The sequence below is a fragment of the Devosia sp. UYZn731 genome (assembly GCF_040546795.1).
GTDB lineage: Bacteria > Pseudomonadota > Alphaproteobacteria > Rhizobiales > Devosiaceae > Devosia.
In genome coordinates this window covers 357,454-374,503 of the sequence record NZ_JBEPOL010000003.1, presented here as the reverse complement: position 1 = coordinate 374,503, position 17,050 = coordinate 357,454, and the positions used below count along the sequence as shown (strand labels likewise).

The following is a 17,050-nucleotide window of genomic DNA, read 5'->3' as shown; positions in this document are numbered from 1 at the left end:
ATCTGAAATCAATTTGCGGTCGATTCAAAACTGGGAGCCCCTAGTGTGCCGGCGCACCCGACACTTCAAACAAAGCCGCATCATGCGCACCGATCACCATTGCTGCTTTGTCTGCTGCTGCCCCACGCCATATCGTTGTTACGGTCATCCCCGCATCGAGTTCAACGCTGATATGGCGCGATTGGCCGCTGTGGTTGATGGCACAGATGATCCACCGTCCTGCCCCAACGTCATGACATGTAACGGCGATATTGGGATCGACAATCCGGACAGGACGACTTTGGCCGGCATTTTCGGCAACTGCGGCGTATATTTTCCAGTAGTCCGGCGATCCATCGCCAAAGGCGCGAGGCGTCGTGGTCAATTGCGATTCAAGCGGCGCAGCGACAACGAAAATGGTCCCGAGGCCATACTGGTTTTTCCAGTAAAGTGGCGAACCGTTGTCCCCCCGCGTGCCCAATATCTGAGCCGATTGCGCCTCGATGTGAAGCTCGTCACCTCCGGGCAGCACCATCACCGTGCCGTCGGACAAAGCCATAGAGACCCCACCCGCCGATTTCGCTCTGGTATGCAGCACGACGCCGGTCGCTTCATTGAAGCCCGACACAATGCCGTCGCCAAGCGAGACGTACAGCGTCGCCCCCGACTTTACGCGCTCCAGCAACTCGAGCCACTTGCGGCGCGGCACGCCATTGGCGCCCTGAAGCGAGGGTAACAGGTAGACTTTGGCCTCGGGAATGGTCTGCTCGATATGCCTGAAGGCGATCTCGAGCTTGGCCTGTTTGGCAAGCACATAACTGCTATAGGCCACGGCCCAATCGTCCTGGTTGTGGGTCAGCAGGCAGATTGCCTCGCTAGCAGGGCTGGGCAGCGTGTCGAAAGGCAGCTCATCGACGAACTTGCGGAACGCCGACATTTCCTCGAGTACCGGCTTGGCCGTCCCGTCGTTGCGCAGCAGGCCCAGTTCCAGTTCCACGCCGTTCCAGTCATAAGGCGCGGCGGACAATTCGGTCTGATCATGCCCGCACCACCACGCCATGGCGCGGCAATCGTTTGCCCAGAGCGAAAACATGTTGGCCCGCACAAAGCCGGTCGACACCAGATCGCCGCCCACCATGGGCCCCATCGTGCCAATCTCCTCGGCAATGCAAGGCTTGCCACTAATGTCGGCGTAAAACCGCGACTCTGCCGTCGCATGTAGGGTGACCCGCAAGGAGTTGACAGCGTCAAGGTTGGTATGACGGATCCAATACGGATAGGGGTGAGTTGTCATCAGGTCTGTCAGCTCGCCCTGATGCGTTATAAGCCATGGATTGCCGATGCCGTTGCGAGGCACCGAAAGCGAATGCATTCCCGACACGATGATGCGGGAAGGATCGGCCGCGCGGATGGCGTTGGCAATGGCGGCGGTCCAGAGATAGGCCGCCTCGGGCGTTGGGGCTACCCCCATGCAATTGCATTCATTCCCCAGGTCCCAGGCGGCAATGGCATTCTGGTCGCGCAGGGTATTGACGAACTCGCGGACAAACCTCACTTGCCAGGTGATGCTGATGGGGTCTGTGATCGGGTCGAGCGCTGCAAGCGCCGGCGGCACAAACAGCCGGCCGCTCATCCATCCGGTTATCAGCCCCACGACGAGCTTGAGCCCATGTCGTTCAGCGATGCGGCAGAATTCAGCAAAACGCTCCAGCATGACCAGCGACAGGCCCGCCTGACCGATGCGATCTTCGGGTAACGGCTCTTCCTCCAAGCGAATTTCGACGGGTACGCCGCCTTGGCCACGAAGCTGGGTGATCGGCTGAAAGTCTGGCCAGAGCGGGAATACCCGCAGCCAGGTCAGCCCTGCCTTTGCCAGTTTTTCCAGGTCCTGATCGACGATTTCAGGCTGCCAGTTGCGCCACATGAAGGTGCCGGCATGGGAGGCCCAATAATTGCAGCCGAGCGACAGGCGAGCGGACGGAAAAACGTCGTCAATGCTGGAAACAATCGGCGGCACATTCAGCTCCAACGGCAATAGAATTCGGATGGACACGGATCGGCCGCTCTATACGCCGCTTAGTTCCGCACCGGCACCCTAAAACACCCGCAAGCCGATCGACCGACGCCCGGCCGTCTGCCACCGGGGCAACCGGCAGTCAACAGAAACAGCAAGTTCACGCCGTTATGGCATTGCCTTCCGCGTTGAACAGGTGGATGCGGGCTGGATCGATATGGACGACGATGGTCGGACCCAAGGGGCGATTTGAGCTCAACAATAGGCCCTGAACTAATCAAAACCGATCTTCGGTTGCGGCAAAAACCTGCCGATCAGCATATCGGGCACTTCGGTCGTGGTAAGATCGATCACCGCATTGAGCAGGCCGGCGTCAGCAGTTTCTCCATCGACCGTCCACAACAGCGAGCACCCGCGGTGCCCTTGATTGGTTTTCGTGTGCGACAATCCAAGTGTCCAGGGTACCGACATTGAACGTCGGGATTACACGCACAAGTCGCGAATCCCGTTCGCCTACATGGGCCTGGCAGACAGCAAACCGAGTCCGGACCGAGCGGCAGCGATCTGCGCATGGCTGTCGGTGCGCAATGTATAGCGATCGAGCGCGAAGATGGGCCCTAATTTTTGGGCGATCGCCAAGTCTATCGCATCTCGATCAGGTCCAATGAGCCTGTGCGTTGCCAGGTCCTCTTTCTTCTCCGGCCTGCCATATTGCGTCAGGTAATGAGGCGAGGCGAAAAGGCCAACCGCAACAGTAATGCCATGACCAATCTCACTCGTCGATCCATTCCAAGGTTATTGGCCGCGTCGGCTCGAGTGCCGATCTTGCCACAGGCCAAGCTTTACCGGCACGGTCGCCGGTCGCGATCCCCGGAAACCAAACTGAGCTTGGCCGACCAGCGAGACAGCTCAAGCTGGCTTTCGATTTTCAATTTTTTCTCCGGAAGCTAGTGAGTTCCAGCTCAGCCGGCGATGGCAGTTGGCCCAAGACATGGCATCACATTCGTTAACCCGCGTTAATCTCTCTAGGGGTTCCCCCCCGGACATCTCCACAGAGTTCTGACCCCGGCCATGCACAATGCCGGGGAATTTTTGTTCCACACCCACCGTAATATTAAGCGGGTAAGCTAGCTGAGCGTTGCACCAAGGCCCGCCCCCAGCGTCGATTCCGACAGCCCGCAGCGGACATGCGAGATCGCTTTGCCCGGCACCCCCAGACAACCCATACGATCGTACCCACGATCCATGCCCGCCAAAGGCCGCGCTCTATTGGCAAAGCACGAGGCCTACGTTGATCCAAGGCCCCACATTGTTTTTGGCGCCGCCGCCCTCCGGAGAATCCAGCCATATTGGACGCGGTCCGCGAACGTGGCCTTGGCGTTGCCGTTCAGTGCGTAAGAGCCCTTTCCACTGACGAAAAACACGTCGCCTTCGCCGGGCGCCCAGCCGTTGCACCGGATTCCCATGCGCTCCACATCGAAGGGCAATCGCACGTTGCCTCGGACCTGGTCAGGGTCTTTCCGTTCAAATTGCCTACGCAGGCCAGAACCTTTTCGGCATCCGCTTGAGCCGCGACCGGCCAGCTCCCACAAGCATTGTCGCGGCAATGCCAGCCGCCATGAACCTACGCATGGTCGTCCCCCTCCTCCTCAGATTCCAGAACCCCGAGGCCCAGCACCGGCGCGAACCGTTCCAACACTTCAATCAGAATGGCCGCAGGCACCACGTCCGTGCTACGCTTCCCGCCCCGGTCGCGCCAGTCGAACGAACGGATTTGGTCCACTTGGATGACGCCGGTTGTTTCAGTGCCGGCGCCGGTAAGGGACACGGCGAATCCCGTGCCGCGAGCCGCATTTCCGACAGTTGTAATCGGGGCAAAATAGGCAAAGCCGGTCGCCTTGTTAAACCGGAAGTCGGACAGGCACAGGGCGGGGTGCTGCCCCTTTTGTTCCTTCCCGGCAGACGGCGACATGTTCATCCACCAGATTTCGCCCGGCGCAGGGATATCCGGCTTTACCAAATCTCCCGCCCGACCGGCGCGGCATCATACCAAGACCGTTCTTCTTCAGTCATTGGCGCTTCAGGATTCATCCCTGCGACCAATTCATCCAGGGTATATTTCGGGCGCCGGACCCGTTGCATCACCGTTGCCGTTACCGGCTCCATGACGACGCGCGAACCCTCAACGGCCAAGGACAATTCCGCACCTTCCGTCAGACCGAGCGCTTTGCGGACAGCAGCCGGCAAGGTCATCACCAGCGAACCGCCCGCCTTCTTGAGGACGGCGCTGGCCCTGATCTGGTTATTTTGGGCGCGGATCACGTTGTTGTAAACGTCCACCTTCTTTTTGGCGCCGACATCTGCCAAACCAACTCCGGGCAAGCGCATTGCGGGGGAAGACGACAGCACCGAGGCGGCTAAGGTCTTCACCGAGCGCCCCTTGGCGGGCGCGGGCGCGACTTCCATGTAGCGAACAGACTTGCCGGTCCGGGCAGCAGCAGCCTTACCGACACTCCCTCCCGGCCTACCGGGTTTCCTTACCGCCATCGTCAAACTCCTATGAATGTCGGACTATATCTAACATTCGGGAGCCGGGGCAACAAGGCCGTCCCCCCGTAGCCGTGTCGTGCGACCGTCACCGAACCGGAACGCTGCCCCCTGTAGGAGATTACGGGGGACATAAAGATTTCCAACGGCCTAGCCTGGAGCGCCGACGGGCGGACCATGTATCATTCGGACACACGAGGCCCCTGGATCGACGTATGGGATTTCGATCCCGCCACCGGGGGTCGCCAACAACAGGCGCCCGTTTGCCAAGCTAGACGACGCCACCGGCCGGCCCGCGGGGGCAGCGTGTGACATGGACGGCTATTATTGGTCCGCCGGTGCCGCTTGGCCGAGTGACGATAGTCGGGACTGGCCTCGTTGATCCTCGGTACCTATCAGTGTTGATTGTCGTCAGACATTGGCCCCGGAGGGCTGCAATAAGGTTTTCGAACGGGTCACCTCCACGACGCTCGTCCGCAGGTGGCTAGCCCAGCAACACACCATTGTGGCAGGAATTGCGCTTCGATACATCGCCGAGAGCGCGAGTGGTGTGGCCGCAATTATGCGGCCGCTCTGGGTCCTTCGGAAAGGAACACTCGAGCAATGCCGAAGACACCGGTTATTTAGACGTGGGTACGCCGAACCGCGGAGCTTGAAGGATTTGTAGATCGGTGCCGGTCTCACCGCTGAGCTGGCGAATAAGCAGTTGGCCCATCTGTTCGCCTGCCGCCGCCAGATCCTCGTAGATCGTTTCGACGCGCGGTTGGATATGGCTGAGCAATCGGGACGTCTGTTTGGCCACGATATCGAATTCTCGGCCCAGTACCATGCCGCGGTCATTGTGCCCGGCGATGGTCGCTAACGCCGAAACTTCACCGCCGCACACGAACCCATCGGGAGGATTGGGCTCGGCCGCGCGCGCGTTTACATAGTCGCGGATCATGCCCGCCGAACTATCCAGCGTCACCGCCTCGGGAATTTCATACTCGACCCCGGCTTCGCGCACGGCCGTCATGAAGCCGTGCAGCATGTGTTGGGCGAAGGTCAGCCGCTTGGGCGGTAGGATTATCGTTACCCGACTGCGCCCCTTGGAAATAAGGCGCCGCGTGGCCTCATATGCGAACGCGGAATTGTCGAAGTCGACATAGGCATGCTGGGTTGAAAAATCGGTCCGGCCGTGGCTGACGAAGGGAAAGCCGTTTTCCATCAGCAACCGCACGCGGGGATCGAACGGTTCGGTGCGCGAAAAGATTATGCCGTCGGCCAGCTTGTTGCGGATGATGAAATTGACCGGATCGATAGCGGGCTCGTCTTGAAAATTGGGCGTAGCAATCAGGTGATAAGGCGTGCCGCGCAGCGCCAGGGTCAGCCCGTGCAGCAGGGATGTCCCAAAGCCCAGGATTTCCTCATGCGGGTCCAGCAGCAGGCTGATGACATGGGTCCGGCCGGTCTTGAGGCGTTGCGCCGCACGGTCTGGCAGATAGCCGACTTCGCGCGCCACCCTCTGCACGTTTTCGCGGGTGTCCAGCGCTATCTGGGCATGGTTGCTAAGCGCTCGCGACACCGTCGTCACGGCCAGCCCCGTCAACCCCGCAATGGTGCGCAAAGTCGGCCTGCCGTGTTTTGGCGAGAGCACTGTTTGGCTGGCAGAACTCTGCGGTCTTTTCGCTTCCATGCTGGTTCAATATAGCAGTCCAAAAATTGTGGCAACGCTGCCCTTCTTGCCGGAAACGTTTTAAATTTCTTCACTCCGATATGATCGCCTCACTGCCGACCGTAGATTTAACGTTTGTACAACAACATGTTAGCCTATACTTTTCGCCGTCTGTCCGATGATGCCTTGACACACCACCGGCATGTAACGTTTTAAATAGTGGCGAAGCATGCAAGCGCCCGAGATAAGGACGCTGCGTCAAGCCGGCTTCGGCAGCAAATGTGGAGGGTCTTATGAAGAAGCTTGTTTCCGCCTTGGCAGTGATTGCCATTGGCGCATCGGCGCTTGCCGCGCCAACGTTCGCTCAGGACAAGAAGTTTACGATTGCCCTGGTTCCTGGTCTGACCACCGACGCGTTCTACATCACCATGGAAAAGGGCGCCCAGGCGGCGGCAGATGCCCTGGGGGTGAACTTAGTGTTTCAGGGTGCGCCCGATTTCAATCCGGTGACCCAGGTGCCAGTGCTCGACGCCGTGATCGCGCGCGCCCCCGATGCCATCCTAATTGCGCCGACCGATACGACCCAACTGGTCGAACCCCTGCGAAAAGCCCATGACGCAGGAATACCCGTTATCACCGTCGACACCTTCATCGGTACCGGCGTCTATCAGACCGGCGCCGGCGATGCCGATTTCCCGCTCTCCTATATCGCGTCGGACAACGTGCTGGGTGGCCAGATCGCCGCTCGCGCCCTGGCCACCGCAATCGGCGACAAGGGCAAGGTCTACGTCTCGAACGTCAAGCCGGGCATTTCGACCACCGACCAACGCGAGCAGGGCTTTAAGGAAGAACTGGCAAACCATCCTGGCATCACCGTGCTGGAAACCCAGTACAACGACAACGATGCCAACAAGGCCGCTTCGCAGTTGCAGGCCGTGTTCGCCCGCAATCCCGATCTGGTCGGCGTATTTGGCGCCAACCTGTTCTCCGCGATCGGCGCTGCCAATGGCGTTCAGCAATCCGGGCAGACCGGCACCATCAAGGTCGTGGCGTTCGACGCGCCCACCTCAATCATCGACAATCTCAGCACCGGCCTCGTCGATCTCGCGATCGCCCAGCACCCGGCCGAGATTGGCTATTACGGTGTGGTTTCCGCCTATGCCCACCTGACCGGCCAGTCGATCCCGACCGCCATCGGCACTGGTTTCACCGTGATCGACAAGACAAACGTCGCCGATCCTGAAATCGCCAAGTACATCTACTCGAACTAGCTCTGATGGGTCCTCCCGTTTGCCGGGGGGACCTTTTCGCATCCTAGTGTCCCATCGCGGACGCCATGCATGAACGCCCCGGCGTAGATCGGACAAGACGATGACTGTTGTTACGGATCAGCCAAGCGGGGGTCATGTTGCGCCGCAGGCCGACCATGCCGAAGCCGGCAGAACTTGGATTTCCGCGATCGCGCAGGCGCGCGCCTGGATTTTCCTGATCTTTCTCATTCTGGTTTTTGAAGTCTGGGCACGCACCAGCTTCGGCGCGACCTTCGCGCTCAATCCCTTCAATGTACAGTCGATCGCCATTTTTGCCGTCGCGCCATTGCTGTTGGCCACCGGGCAAACCTTCGTCATCATCTCGGGTGGTATCGATCTGTCGCTGGGCTTCATCATGGGATTGGCCGCTGTAGTCGCGGCCCATATCACCAATATTACCGGTGCCTATCTGCCGCTACCGCTGTCGATGATCGCCGGTATCGTTGCAGCCATTCTTGCAGCTGCTGTTCCCGGCATGATCAATGGATTGCTGATCTCGCGGCTGCGTGTTCCGCCGTTTATCGGTACTTTGGGCATGTTCGGCGTGGCGCGCGGGGTCGCGTTCCTGCTGGCCGACGGCACGACGGTTTCAGTCAAGAACGAAGTCTTTGCCGCGCTCGGCAATGGCCGCTTCTTCGGCGTGCCGTACCTCGCTATCGTGGCAGCGGTGTTTGTGATGGTGATGCACTACATTCTCAGCCAGACCCGGTTCGGGCAGCACAATTACGCCATTGGCGCCAATGTGCAGGCGGCGCGCCGCGCCGGTATCGATGTTCGCGGACATATTCTGCGGCTCTATACGCTTTCGGCGATGTGTGCCGGGCTCGGTGGCGCGCTTTATGCAGCGCGTTTTACCGCTGGTGCGGCCCAGGCGGGCGAGCCTTTGTTGCTAGACTGTATCGCGGCTGTGGTTATCGGCGGCGCTAGCCTGTTCGGCGGCTCCGGCACCATTCTGGGTACTGTCGCGGGCGCCTTGGTGATCGCTGTCATCCAGTATGGCCTGGTGTTCGTCGATGTGACTCCGTTCTGGCAGTTCATCGCCGTCGGTTGCGTTATTATTATTTCGGTTCTCATCGACCAGGCGCAGCGCCGGTTCAGCGGAAACAGGCAAGATGAATAGTTTGACTCCCCCGCTGCTCGAAGTGCGCAACCTGTCCAAGCATTTTGGCGCCGTGCAGGCCCTGAACGACTTTTCCATGACCGTCGCGCCGGGCGAAGTGGTGGCGCTGGCCGGGGACAACGGCGCCGGCAAGACCACCATGATCAAGGCCGTGTCGGGCGTTTATGCCCCCAGCAGCGGCGAAATCCTGCTTAAGGGCCGGCCGGTCAGTTTCGCGACGCCGCAGGAAGCGCGCGAACAGGGCATCGAAACCATCTACCAGGACCTGGCGCTGGCCGATAACCTGTCGATCGGAGGCAATATCTTTCTCGGCCGCGAACCGATGCGCCGCGCCTTCGGCTTCCTGCCGGTGCTCGACCGAAAGGCCATGGCCGACGCCGCCCGCAGCACCATGGCGCTGCTGGATTTTCACGTCAGCCGCATGGATGCCCCAGTGAGCAATTTCTCCGGCGGGCAGCGCCAGGCCGTCGCCATCGGTCGCGCCGTCTATTGGAACGCCCAGATCCTGATCATGGACGAGCCGACCGCCGCGCTTGGCGTGCCCGAGCAGCGCAAGGTGATCTCGCTGATCCACCAACTCAAGACGCAGGGCCGCGGCGTGATTTTTATCTCTCACAACCTGCAGGACATCTTTGCGGTCTCGGACCGCATCGTGGTCCTGCGCCGCGGTGTACTGGCCGGCGAGCGCAAGATTTCCGAAACGACGCATGACGAGGTAGTCAGACTGATGGTTGGCGGATAGGAGCCTATCCGACAGGCATGCGACGGCTTAGTTCTGTCCTCTGAACCTTACCAAATACGAATTCCAACCGTTCCGGACCCCGATGCCGACGGAAAACCGCAGGCGGAGGCCGTTTCTATCCCGGCTAGCTAACCTAAGAGGAAAATATCCCACCGGGGAGCACTGCCCTGGTCGGAGCGCTTGTAGGCGGTGCTGGTCCTGCATTGTCGCAAAAAATCCGCATGTGACTGCTCTTTTGGGCGGCCAGGTCTCCGCGCCCACCTACTGAACCGGTGTTGGTCTATCGACAATCACCAGCGGGCCATATTTTCCGCGGCGCAAGTCGCACTTAGTTGGGAGCCAATTCAGCAGTTCACTCATTGCAGCACCTCCGCTCACAATGAATCACCTGCTGGAAACCCGAACAACCTATTTAACGGGTCCTGACCTTAGCGACCGGATCGGGCGAATTCCGCGATCTGGCGGATCGTCGCGCCGACCTGGCGGCCACGCTGCGCGATGCGCTGGGTGAGTTCAGGGCGTTGGTGCAAGAGCGATCCAACCGGCAGTGCTTGGATCTCCCTCATCGGTCCCAAATCCCTCCCGCGCAATCGTCGCCAATGCATAGGTCGGAATCGCTGGCTTGGAGATTCGACGACGTCAGGTCGAGCACTGGGTAGATCTCATGTAGAAAACTAGCGTATCGTTCGTTGGCGATTTCCACGTATGTCGCTGCCGCCACGTTGGAGCATTCGCGATCGCCACGTGATAGCACGCCGAAGACAGCAAGGGTCCCGTCAGCCAAACGCACGTAAGCGCCAGACCCGCTGTCACCCTGGCAGGAGTCCCCTACGTCCCCTTTGACTTGTAGCATATCTCCCGCGATCCCCGTGAAGGTTGCCGAGAGATAGCGCTTCACGTTGCGCAGTTCCGGAGCCGCGGCCGAATTCGACGTGTGCTCCCTCTCGTCCCGAAGGTCCCGACCGAACCCCGCAATATTGATGCGGGCGCCCGCCTTGGGATGGCTTGCAAATCGGGCCCACAAGGCGGGTGGAAAAGGCGTGTCGAATGGCACTTTGATGAGAGCCAAGTCGTGGCTCTGAAGTCGATTCAGACAATAACCTTCGTAGACTTCCACGCTCTCCACTGCGACCACCACCGACGATTTGTCAGAACCTTCGCTCAGATCCGCAATTCGCACCTTGGCGCCATGGAGCGGAGAATCGAGGTAAAACGCGCGGGAAAATCCCCCGTGCGTACCGAGAAGGACGCCGCTCGGGTTCATCACCCGGTTTTTCCCGGGGACGCAAACGCAGTGGGCAGCGGTCAGGACGTGGTAGGGGCCAACCACCGTTCCGCTGCAGGTCACATCGCCTTCGGCGGTCGGCGATACCAGACCTATGCTCGGCAGGAAGCAACTATCGAGGCTCTCCCAAGTCAGGGAGTGGCAGTCGCGGTTCGCCGGTTCCTTCGGGGCGGCCGCCGATGCGGCATCCATGCGCAGGACGCCGCCACCGGCAGCAGTGCCCAGCGAGGCGACGAGTTGAGCCTGAAGCGCGGGTGCCTGCCCGGGGTCGGGCTCCGTGCCACCTGTCATTTGAACGTCTTCGTCCCGTCCAGGCAAATACCGGCGCCCGAGCGCGCTCAATTGCTCGCAATCGATCTCGATCGGTTCGGCCCATACTTTGAGTGGCAATCCGCGCTGGAAATCCGTCCATGGTCGTGGCGCGGCAAGCTCGGGCCGAACAAGGCGCGGGAATATCCCCGACTCGGGAACCGCTGTCATCGAGGGCAATGGAGCGGCCGGCCGCTCGCCGGTGTCGAACACCGTTGGTGGCGATTGGTCTCCGAAGTCGTCCAGCCCCCGCAGGTTGAACGCACCGGCCCACGCTCCGCCTGCTTGTGGTCGCGTTCTCATTATATCGTCGATGACGGCACGGCTGGGATCGATCGGTATGAAGTTGTAGTCGAGTTCCTGTCGATTCAGCACCCGCGGCATGGCCGTCGAGCCCGGCTCCAAAAGCTCCCACAAGCGTCTTTCAGGCTCGACGTAGTTCTCGACATCGAAAAGACCAAGGGCGACTGGAGGCCGCGATCCGAAATCTCGCAGAGTTCCCGTGATCGAGGCCACCGGCGCGGTTGCACAAGCAAACCCGACATCAGGAGCTGTAAATTGCCCCTGGGCGGAAGCTGGTATCGCCGCCGACGTCGTCATCGTGGCGATGAGTAGCAGGAATACTGCGATGCGCCTTGCCATCTATGGCGCCACGACGGCAAGACTGGGCAAGGAGTAACCAAGCTCGATCCTGCGGCCGAGGGCCATTTGTTGGATCTCCTCGGGCGTCAGTTTCTCGCTTTCGATCCTTGCAGCGAATTCCTTCGTCAGCGCCTCCATGGGAAGCTCGTCGTATTTCGCCTCTATGACATTGGTCGAAGGCTTAGCGCCGTCGATGGTTAGTACCGTCGGATTCGCACGGACGCAGATATCGTTGTCCAGGACTTCGCATTCTTCGCCGGGAACGAGCTGCGACCATTTCGGTCCTCCGACTAGCACCGCCGCGTACATCACCCCTGCCTTCACCGAGTCCATGCCGGAGTCGATCAACGCGTCGTAGAACATGCGATGCGTCGACAGATAGTCACGAACCTGGTGGTTCTCGCGGCAATAGTGATCGTGCAGCGTCGCGGCCTTGGCGAATGCCTCATCGAGCGGTTGCCCGATCAACCAGCGGCCCCAACTCGGGATCGAAGCCCCATCCGTTATAAGGCCCTTGCCGGCTTCCCAGCCGACGCCGTTCTGCGTGTAGCCGAACGACGCGGCCAACTGGCGGCAGATAGTGCCAGGCTCGTAGATAGCGTCGCAAGGCACGGATTGCGGCAAGAACACTGGGCCGCGGGTGAACTCGCCACCGCATGAGGGCACTATCGAAGCCACTGCGGACAAGAGCAAAAATGGAACAAAACGAGTGTACAAGGGAGACACCTTTGTCTTTCAATCGTCGCGTATTCGATCCGCGAAATAGATCGACTGGAGGTTATTTCCAATCGACTTGCTTTTCAAGCGACGGTGGATCGAATTGCCAGACAATCGAAACCGAATTCACCTCGCCCTCCTGTCGTTTGGACCAAAGCCCGGATATGAGCACGCGTTGACTTGCCGGCGGAAGTCTTCCGCTCTTGGCGCACGCATTGTGGGGATGAGCGGAGTGTCGACGACAAATCGCTTGAATACATCGGCCCGATCGAGAAGGCGCCGCTACTAGAAAAAGAGGACCGTGGCCGGTTCGCCGAGGGGACTTGGATCGACCGTCGCAATCGTGCAATACCCGCGGGGCCTCGAAATTAACCATGACGCTCTAATGTCTTCAATCGAGCTGCGTGGCACAGGAGTGTTGGTGACCAGCGTCAGAAGACGTTCTAGTTCCTGCTCACGCCAAGCGCGTCTCGAAGGAAGGGGTCCGCGTCCGTTGATTTGGTCGCCAAAACGAAATCCGTGGGCATCCCATTGCCAAAGACCCGGCTCAGTGTATTTAGGGATCGATATTCCAATTCACGCCGTGCCGGTAAAGGACAAGGTCGCTGGGCCGAGTTGCGACAACGCGTCGATTCCGCTTTTCTGGCCATAGCCATGCTGGACGAACTCGTCATCAGGACTGGCAGCCTCCCCTCGCAACTTGTCGAAGCCTCAAGAAATCATCTGTTCTATGCAGTGCACCCCCGCGCACGCAGCGACGATTTGATTGCCAGGATTGCGGATGGGCTGTTGCACTCCATAGACCGACAAGCGGCCCGTGCCTTGGGCTTAGAGATCGAGGAGCTGGTTCGATCCACTCGCAACGAGGTGGAGAGGGTCCGACTGCTCGCGATCGCCAGGGCCTTGAAAGCATCTTGACCGACTGAACGCCGGTCACGGCCAGAACTTCGTGGCGATTCGGCCCTATGGAGCGCTTGGCGACAAGGGTTGCGACGGCTAGGCGGGCCTGTCTCCCGGGCTGGGCAGTCCAATGCTCTCGACCAAGAGGTCAAGATTATTCCCCGCCTTGACGCTCAATCTTACGGGCGGCTAGCAGGCCGCTCCTTGATTATAGCATCGCCAATCAAGTTTACGATCTCTGCGCCGTCAATCGAGCCTTTGGCAATCAATGTGTCGGCGATTATTGCGAGTTGGCTGTAGTGTGCAACCATTATTCCGAGGGCGATTTGGTAAAGCCGCTTGAGGTCTGCGTCGACCGCCTCCCGGAGGTCTTGATCGAAGTCGACCGCGCTTGGGGTATCAGACCGCCAAACAAGGTGGTCAGCGAGGCCGTACCTGGTATGCCATGACGTTACCATCCTCGTAGCCAAAGAAAGGTCCGAGCCCTCCGGACCGCCTGATCCAGTGCTGATTTTGTCCCCATAGCAGGCTTGCTCGGCGGCGCGACCGCCAAGCAACATCACCACGATGCTTTCCAATTCGGATTTCAAAAGCACGGTGGAATCCGTCCGCGCGAGTGTGGTTTTTCCTGCACTGGCAGCAGTCTGAATAATGGTGGAAGCCTCAACCTGTAGCCCTAGGGCGCTCGCAGCGATCACATGTCCAGCCTCGTGCAGAGCGACACGGCGGATGGCTGATGGCGAGCGCGTCTCCTCGCCCACGATTACCTGCGTTAGATCCTCGATTGCGATCGCACGCCCCTCGTTCCTGGCCCTGCGCCTAGCGCGTTTCACCCAATCGACCACGTGGGCTCCGGTAGCTCCGGCCCGCGCGGTGACAATCGAGCGAAGGTCCGCGCTTGGGAGGTCCCCCTCAAGATAGTATCTCAAGATTCCGGCCAGCTCGTTCAGGTCCGGAGGACCAATCAAAAGGTGTCTGTCCATCCTACCGGGCCGAAGCAACGCTGGCTCAATGTCTTCAATCCTGTTTGTAGCCCCGATCAGAACGACGCCTTCCTTCTGTAAGATGGCCGAGTCTAGCAACATCAGCAGGTCGTTGATCACCGGGCGCCAATAGTCTTCGTTGTTTCCAGAACCCCCGCGGCGCGGCAGCGCATCCAGCTCGTCGACGAAGAGCACGCACGGAGCCTGAGCCGCCGCTCGCGCGAAAGCCTCCCGTTGTTGCTTGACGATAGCATCCAGATGGCCGGATCCGTTCGCGAAGAAATCGGCGATTGAGGTCACGACAATGCGCATCCCGGCGGCCTTGGCCACAATCCTTGCAAACAAAGACTTACCAGTACCAGGAGGACCGTAAAATAGTGCCGCTCGGTCTATGTCGCGCCACGCGAGCCCCCCACGACGATACAGTTCCAGATCGCGCACGAGGTCGTGCGACCATGTTGCGGCCTCTCCGTATCCATGCACCTGTTCGAGCAATGGTATTCGCTCCTCGAAAGGGCTCGGGTCTTTGGCAGCGATGGCGCTCTTTAGAAGGATAGCGGCGTTCTTGGCAGTCTCAGTGGCCACAATGCAGCAACACATGGTATCGAAGTCCAGCGCGCTTAAGTCCAAATCCTTAAAGTGCCGCCGGACCTGCCCTGTTAGAACGCACTTTGCCGCAGCGATTACCGTCTCCGAATCTGGTTGGGGAATGACGATGCGGATGGTTGCGGCCACCACCATGGCAGGGGGCAGAGACCCTTCCGCATCATGGGTGACGACGATCGGCGCCAGGCCTGCTGCAATGGTCGTCAGAAGCTCGGCAAGGACGGGGTCGCCACGACGTGGAGGTTCGCGCGTTTCGACGTGACGTTTCGTGTATCGTCCCTGAATTGCCTTGGCGACATCGACATTCCATGCCTCGGATGGGGTGCGGATGATCGTCAAACCTTTAGTGGACGCCAGCGCCTTAGCTTTTCCAGAGAGAGCCCGGTTAAGCGCGGCAGTAGCCAAAGCATTGTTGAACCCCTGGGGCACGCGTTGAGCTGTGCCGCGAGCAGTCACAGTTTCGTCCACAGCATCAGTCATTGCGATGAGCCTCGTGCAAGGGGGATAGGAGCCGGTAATACCGACTTGAGGTTCTGGCCCAGCGAAACCTGCAATCAATTGCGCAAAGCGCCGACGTAACCACGAGGCCATTTTGGCGTATTGGGTGGCTCGTCACAAAACCCGTGAGCTGAATCACGCCGGGACCCACTATGGACAACCATTTGTCGAGCGAAGGCGCGGCGGCGAGCGTGAAGGCAGTGGGTAGGGTGCCGCCGGAAAGAAGGGCGATGTCCCTGCGCAAATCTTTGGCAATTTCGGGTCGCTTCAAAGCGACCTGGTCAACGATGCTCTCGAATACGATGATCTCTCGCATTTCCTAAACCAACGCGAATAGGACGGTTTGGGGCCCGATCGGCTTGTCAGCGGGGAGGCAAAGCAGTCTCCGAGAGACCATTGAGAGTACGGCACCGGCGGGATCGGAATTGTCGATTAAGCTGGCGGCGTCTTGAAGGGTCAGTCCACCTGTCTGCAAAGCGCGACTGACTACCGTGACCTGATCGGTTAGTCTGACCGACAGCCCGCTACATGCGGCAACGAGCTGCGCGTTGCGGAGTCGTGGCTGTTTAGTGGCGGCGGAGGCGGGAGCCACCAGACACCTGATCCCCTGGCCACGCATGTAGTCGCGGAATTCTATTGCTCGCCGATGCCACATTGGGCGGTACCAAAGGCGTAGCGGAACTAAGATAACGGTGAACGTGGCCATTTTAGTTCGGACTTTCAGCCCGACCAAATCATAGCTAGCGAACGCAGTCTTCGAGATCAGCGCCAAGACTCGGGAGTCGATCTCGAATCGCTCGATGGCCGGACAAATTGCAGCCACGCTGCAGGCCGTCCGGGTTAGTTTTTTGTTCTCGATCTGGTAGCGGCGAACGCGCGCCGTAGCTTCCGCATCCATGTGCATTGTTAATCCACAACTGCATTTGCCTAAACTTGCGCTTGATAAGTCAAGTAAAGATATGGATTCGTCGTTTAATCCATGATCCAGCGAGCATGAATAAACGCGAAATTCGAAGTGAAAACATTTTTCACCTCGAATGTTGCTGTGTTTTATACAGTACAGCTACGTTACGCCGCGAGCAATGGAAAATGATGCTGACTACATACCCATTTTGGGTAACTAGTTAACAAGCACACCCAAATAGTGGTTTCAATTTTTTCCATGTGGCCAGCAGGCGTAACTTGACTGAACTCACAACTACCGTTCTGAGCGACATATGGACCAGTCGCGAGACATTTCTTCCGCACAGATAAAGGCTGCTCGAGCGCTTTTGGGTCTGTCGCAGGATGACTTGGCCAGCGAAGCCGGTATAGCCCGCAAAACGCTATACGAGATGGAAAACGGTTCTGTTGTCCGTGTCAGCAATTTGTCCGCTGTTCGGGGGGTGCTGGAAGCGAGAGGGTTGCTGTTTGTGGTACATGAAGGCCGAGCCGGCGTCTTGGGACCTCGCGGCAATTTGCGGACGTAGTCGAGTGAAGTCAAATCTGACGCGCTGCGACAGGCGAACATAGGCCAGGCACCTTAGTGATGCTCCGCCGCATTCCGGCGGTGAAAGCTCGCCGGTCATGCCAATCGTAGTCCTGTATGCGGGGCAATACGTCAATCGCGCGCGCCACATACGCCGGCGCCCGGACAGTGACATCCCCCTTCTGAATCCTCGATCATCTCGGTAAGATTTACGCGGAACGCGAGCTCGTTGGCGAGCACGGCAACTCATCACTGTCGGCTTCGAGAATGGAGATC

General features: G+C 59.3%; 16 protein-coding genes. 6 read left to right on the top strand and 10 right to left on the bottom strand.

What is annotated here, in order from left to right:
• Positions 1 to 40: 40 nt before the first annotated feature.
• From ABIB57_RS09700 to ABIB57_RS09685, 4 genes are all read right to left on the bottom strand, one after another.
• Positions 41 to 1,996 (bottom strand): glycoside hydrolase 5 family protein, encoded by a 1,956-nt coding sequence (locus tag ABIB57_RS09700; protein WP_354040336.1) that lies wholly within the window; start codon positions 1,994 to 1,996, stop codon positions 41 to 43.
• 270 nt (positions 1,997 to 2,266) lie between these two features.
• Positions 2,267 to 2,440 (bottom strand): hypothetical protein, encoded by a 174-nt coding sequence (locus ABIB57_RS09695; RefSeq protein WP_354040335.1) that lies wholly within the window; start codon positions 2,438 to 2,440, stop codon positions 2,267 to 2,269.
• Between the two features lie 1,177 nt (positions 2,441 to 3,617).
• Complete coding sequence (locus ABIB57_RS09690) at positions 3,618 to 4,013, bottom strand: type II toxin-antitoxin system PemK/MazF family toxin (protein ID WP_354040334.1); 396 nt, start codon at positions 4,011 to 4,013, stop codon at positions 3,618 to 3,620.
• Entirely contained in the window at positions 4,007 to 4,423 is a 417-nt protein-coding gene (locus tag ABIB57_RS09685) for an AbrB/MazE/SpoVT family DNA-binding domain-containing protein (RefSeq protein ID WP_354040332.1), read from the bottom strand. Before ABIB57_RS09685 ends, ABIB57_RS09690 begins: the two co-directional genes overlap by 7 nt.
• Before the next feature lie 294 nt (positions 4,424 to 4,717).
• Here ABIB57_RS09685 and ABIB57_RS09680 point away from each other — a divergent pair, with 294 nt between their 5' ends.
• Entirely contained in the window at positions 4,718 to 4,852 is a 135-nt protein-coding gene (locus tag ABIB57_RS09680; RefSeq protein WP_354040330.1) for a hypothetical protein, read from the top strand.
• A gap of 307 nt (positions 4,853 to 5,159) precedes the next feature.
• Here the strand turns inward: ABIB57_RS09680 and ABIB57_RS09675 are convergent, their stop codons facing one another.
• Positions 5,160 to 6,215 (bottom strand): LacI family transcriptional regulator, encoded by a 1,056-nt coding sequence (locus ABIB57_RS09675; protein WP_354040328.1) that lies wholly within the window; start codon positions 6,213 to 6,215, stop codon positions 5,160 to 5,162.
• Positions 6,216 to 6,487: 272 nt separating this feature from the next.
• On the opposite strand from ABIB57_RS09675, the gene ABIB57_RS09670 reads away from it, so the two are divergent.
• The 3 genes from ABIB57_RS09670 to ABIB57_RS09660 all read left to right on the top strand — a co-directional run bounded on the left by ABIB57_RS09670 (position 6,488) and on the right by ABIB57_RS09660 (position 9,366).
• Entirely contained in the window at positions 6,488 to 7,465 is a 978-nt protein-coding gene (locus ABIB57_RS09670) for an ABC transporter substrate-binding protein (RefSeq protein WP_354040327.1), read from the top strand.
• 100 nt (positions 7,466 to 7,565) lie between these two features.
• A complete protein-coding gene (locus ABIB57_RS09665) occupies positions 7,566 to 8,624 on the top strand; it encodes an ABC transporter permease subunit (RefSeq protein ID WP_354040325.1) in 1,059 nt (352 codons plus the stop codon).
• Positions 8,617 to 9,366, top strand: coding sequence for an ATP-binding cassette domain-containing protein (locus ABIB57_RS09660; protein WP_354040323.1), 750 nt, complete (start codon positions 8,617 to 8,619; stop codon positions 9,364 to 9,366). The genes ABIB57_RS09665 and ABIB57_RS09660 overlap by 8 nt, the downstream gene beginning before the upstream one ends.
• A 428-nt stretch (positions 9,367 to 9,794) precedes the next feature.
• Here ABIB57_RS09660 and ABIB57_RS09655 read toward each other — a convergent pair whose 3' ends face one another.
• The 3 genes from ABIB57_RS09655 to ABIB57_RS09645 are packed head-to-tail and all read right to left on the bottom strand — an operon-like array spanning position 9,795 to position 12,319.
• A complete protein-coding gene (locus tag ABIB57_RS09655; protein WP_354040321.1) occupies positions 9,795 to 9,932 on the bottom strand; it encodes a hypothetical protein in 138 nt (45 codons plus the stop codon).
• A complete protein-coding gene (locus tag ABIB57_RS09650; RefSeq protein ID WP_354040319.1) occupies positions 9,929 to 11,602 on the bottom strand; it encodes a trypsin-like serine protease in 1,674 nt (557 codons plus the stop codon). Before ABIB57_RS09650 ends, ABIB57_RS09655 begins: the two co-directional genes overlap by 4 nt.
• On the bottom strand, positions 11,603 to 12,319 hold the full coding sequence (locus ABIB57_RS09645; RefSeq protein ID WP_354040317.1) for a DUF1353 domain-containing protein: 717 nt from the start codon (positions 12,317 to 12,319) through the stop codon (positions 11,603 to 11,605).
• A gap of 654 nt (positions 12,320 to 12,973) precedes the next feature.
• On the opposite strand from ABIB57_RS09645, the gene ABIB57_RS09640 reads away from it, so the two are divergent.
• Positions 12,974 to 13,237: a hypothetical protein gene (locus ABIB57_RS09640; protein ID WP_354040315.1), complete on the top strand. Its 264-nt coding sequence runs from the start codon at positions 12,974 to 12,976 to the stop codon at positions 13,235 to 13,237.
• Between the two features lie 161 nt (positions 13,238 to 13,398).
• Here ABIB57_RS09640 and ABIB57_RS09635 read toward each other — a convergent pair whose 3' ends face one another.
• Both ABIB57_RS09635 and ABIB57_RS09630 read right to left on the bottom strand, forming a co-directional pair.
• Entirely contained in the window at positions 13,399 to 15,288 is a 1,890-nt protein-coding gene (locus ABIB57_RS09635; protein ID WP_354040314.1) for an AAA family ATPase, read from the bottom strand.
• Positions 15,281 to 15,622, bottom strand: a complete 342-nt coding sequence (locus tag ABIB57_RS09630; RefSeq protein ID WP_354040313.1) for a DUF6634 family protein — start codon at positions 15,620 to 15,622, stop codon at positions 15,281 to 15,283. The genes ABIB57_RS09635 and ABIB57_RS09630 overlap by 8 nt, the downstream gene beginning before the upstream one ends.
• A gap of 901 nt (positions 15,623 to 16,523) precedes the next feature.
• Between ABIB57_RS09630 and ABIB57_RS09625 the strand changes: the two genes are divergently transcribed.
• Entirely contained in the window at positions 16,524 to 16,775 is a 252-nt protein-coding gene (locus ABIB57_RS09625) for a helix-turn-helix transcriptional regulator (RefSeq protein ID WP_354040311.1), read from the top strand.
• Positions 16,776 to 17,050: the final 275 nt, after the last annotated feature.

Coding starts and splice junctions, on each gene's coding strand:
- ABIB57_RS09680 (WP_354040330.1), top strand. CDS start 4,718: ATGTATCATTCGGACACACGAGGCCCCTGGATCGACGTATGGGATTTC.
- ABIB57_RS09675 (WP_354040328.1), bottom strand. CDS start 6,215: ATGGAAGCGAAAAGACCGCAGAGTTCTGCCAGCCAAACAGTGCTCTCG.
- ABIB57_RS09670 (WP_354040327.1), top strand. CDS start 6,488: ATGAAGAAGCTTGTTTCCGCCTTGGCAGTGATTGCCATTGGCGCATCG.
- ABIB57_RS09665 (WP_354040325.1), top strand. CDS start 7,566: ATGACTGTTGTTACGGATCAGCCAAGCGGGGGTCATGTTGCGCCGCAG.
- ABIB57_RS09660 (WP_354040323.1), top strand. CDS start 8,617: ATGAATAGTTTGACTCCCCCGCTGCTCGAAGTGCGCAACCTGTCCAAG.
- ABIB57_RS09655 (WP_354040321.1), bottom strand. CDS start 9,932: ATGAGGGAGATCCAAGCACTGCCGGTTGGATCGCTCTTGCACCAACGC.
- ABIB57_RS09650 (WP_354040319.1), bottom strand. CDS start 11,602: ATGGCAAGGCGCATCGCAGTATTCCTGCTACTCATCGCCACGATGACG.
- ABIB57_RS09640 (WP_354040315.1), top strand. CDS start 12,974: ATGCTGGACGAACTCGTCATCAGGACTGGCAGCCTCCCCTCGCAACTT.
- ABIB57_RS09635 (WP_354040314.1), bottom strand. CDS start 15,288: ATGACTGATGCTGTGGACGAAACTGTGACTGCTCGCGGCACAGCTCAA.
- ABIB57_RS09630 (WP_354040313.1), bottom strand. CDS start 15,622: ATGCGAGAGATCATCGTATTCGAGAGCATCGTTGACCAGGTCGCTTTG.
- ABIB57_RS09625 (WP_354040311.1), top strand. CDS start 16,524: ATGGACCAGTCGCGAGACATTTCTTCCGCACAGATAAAGGCTGCTCGA.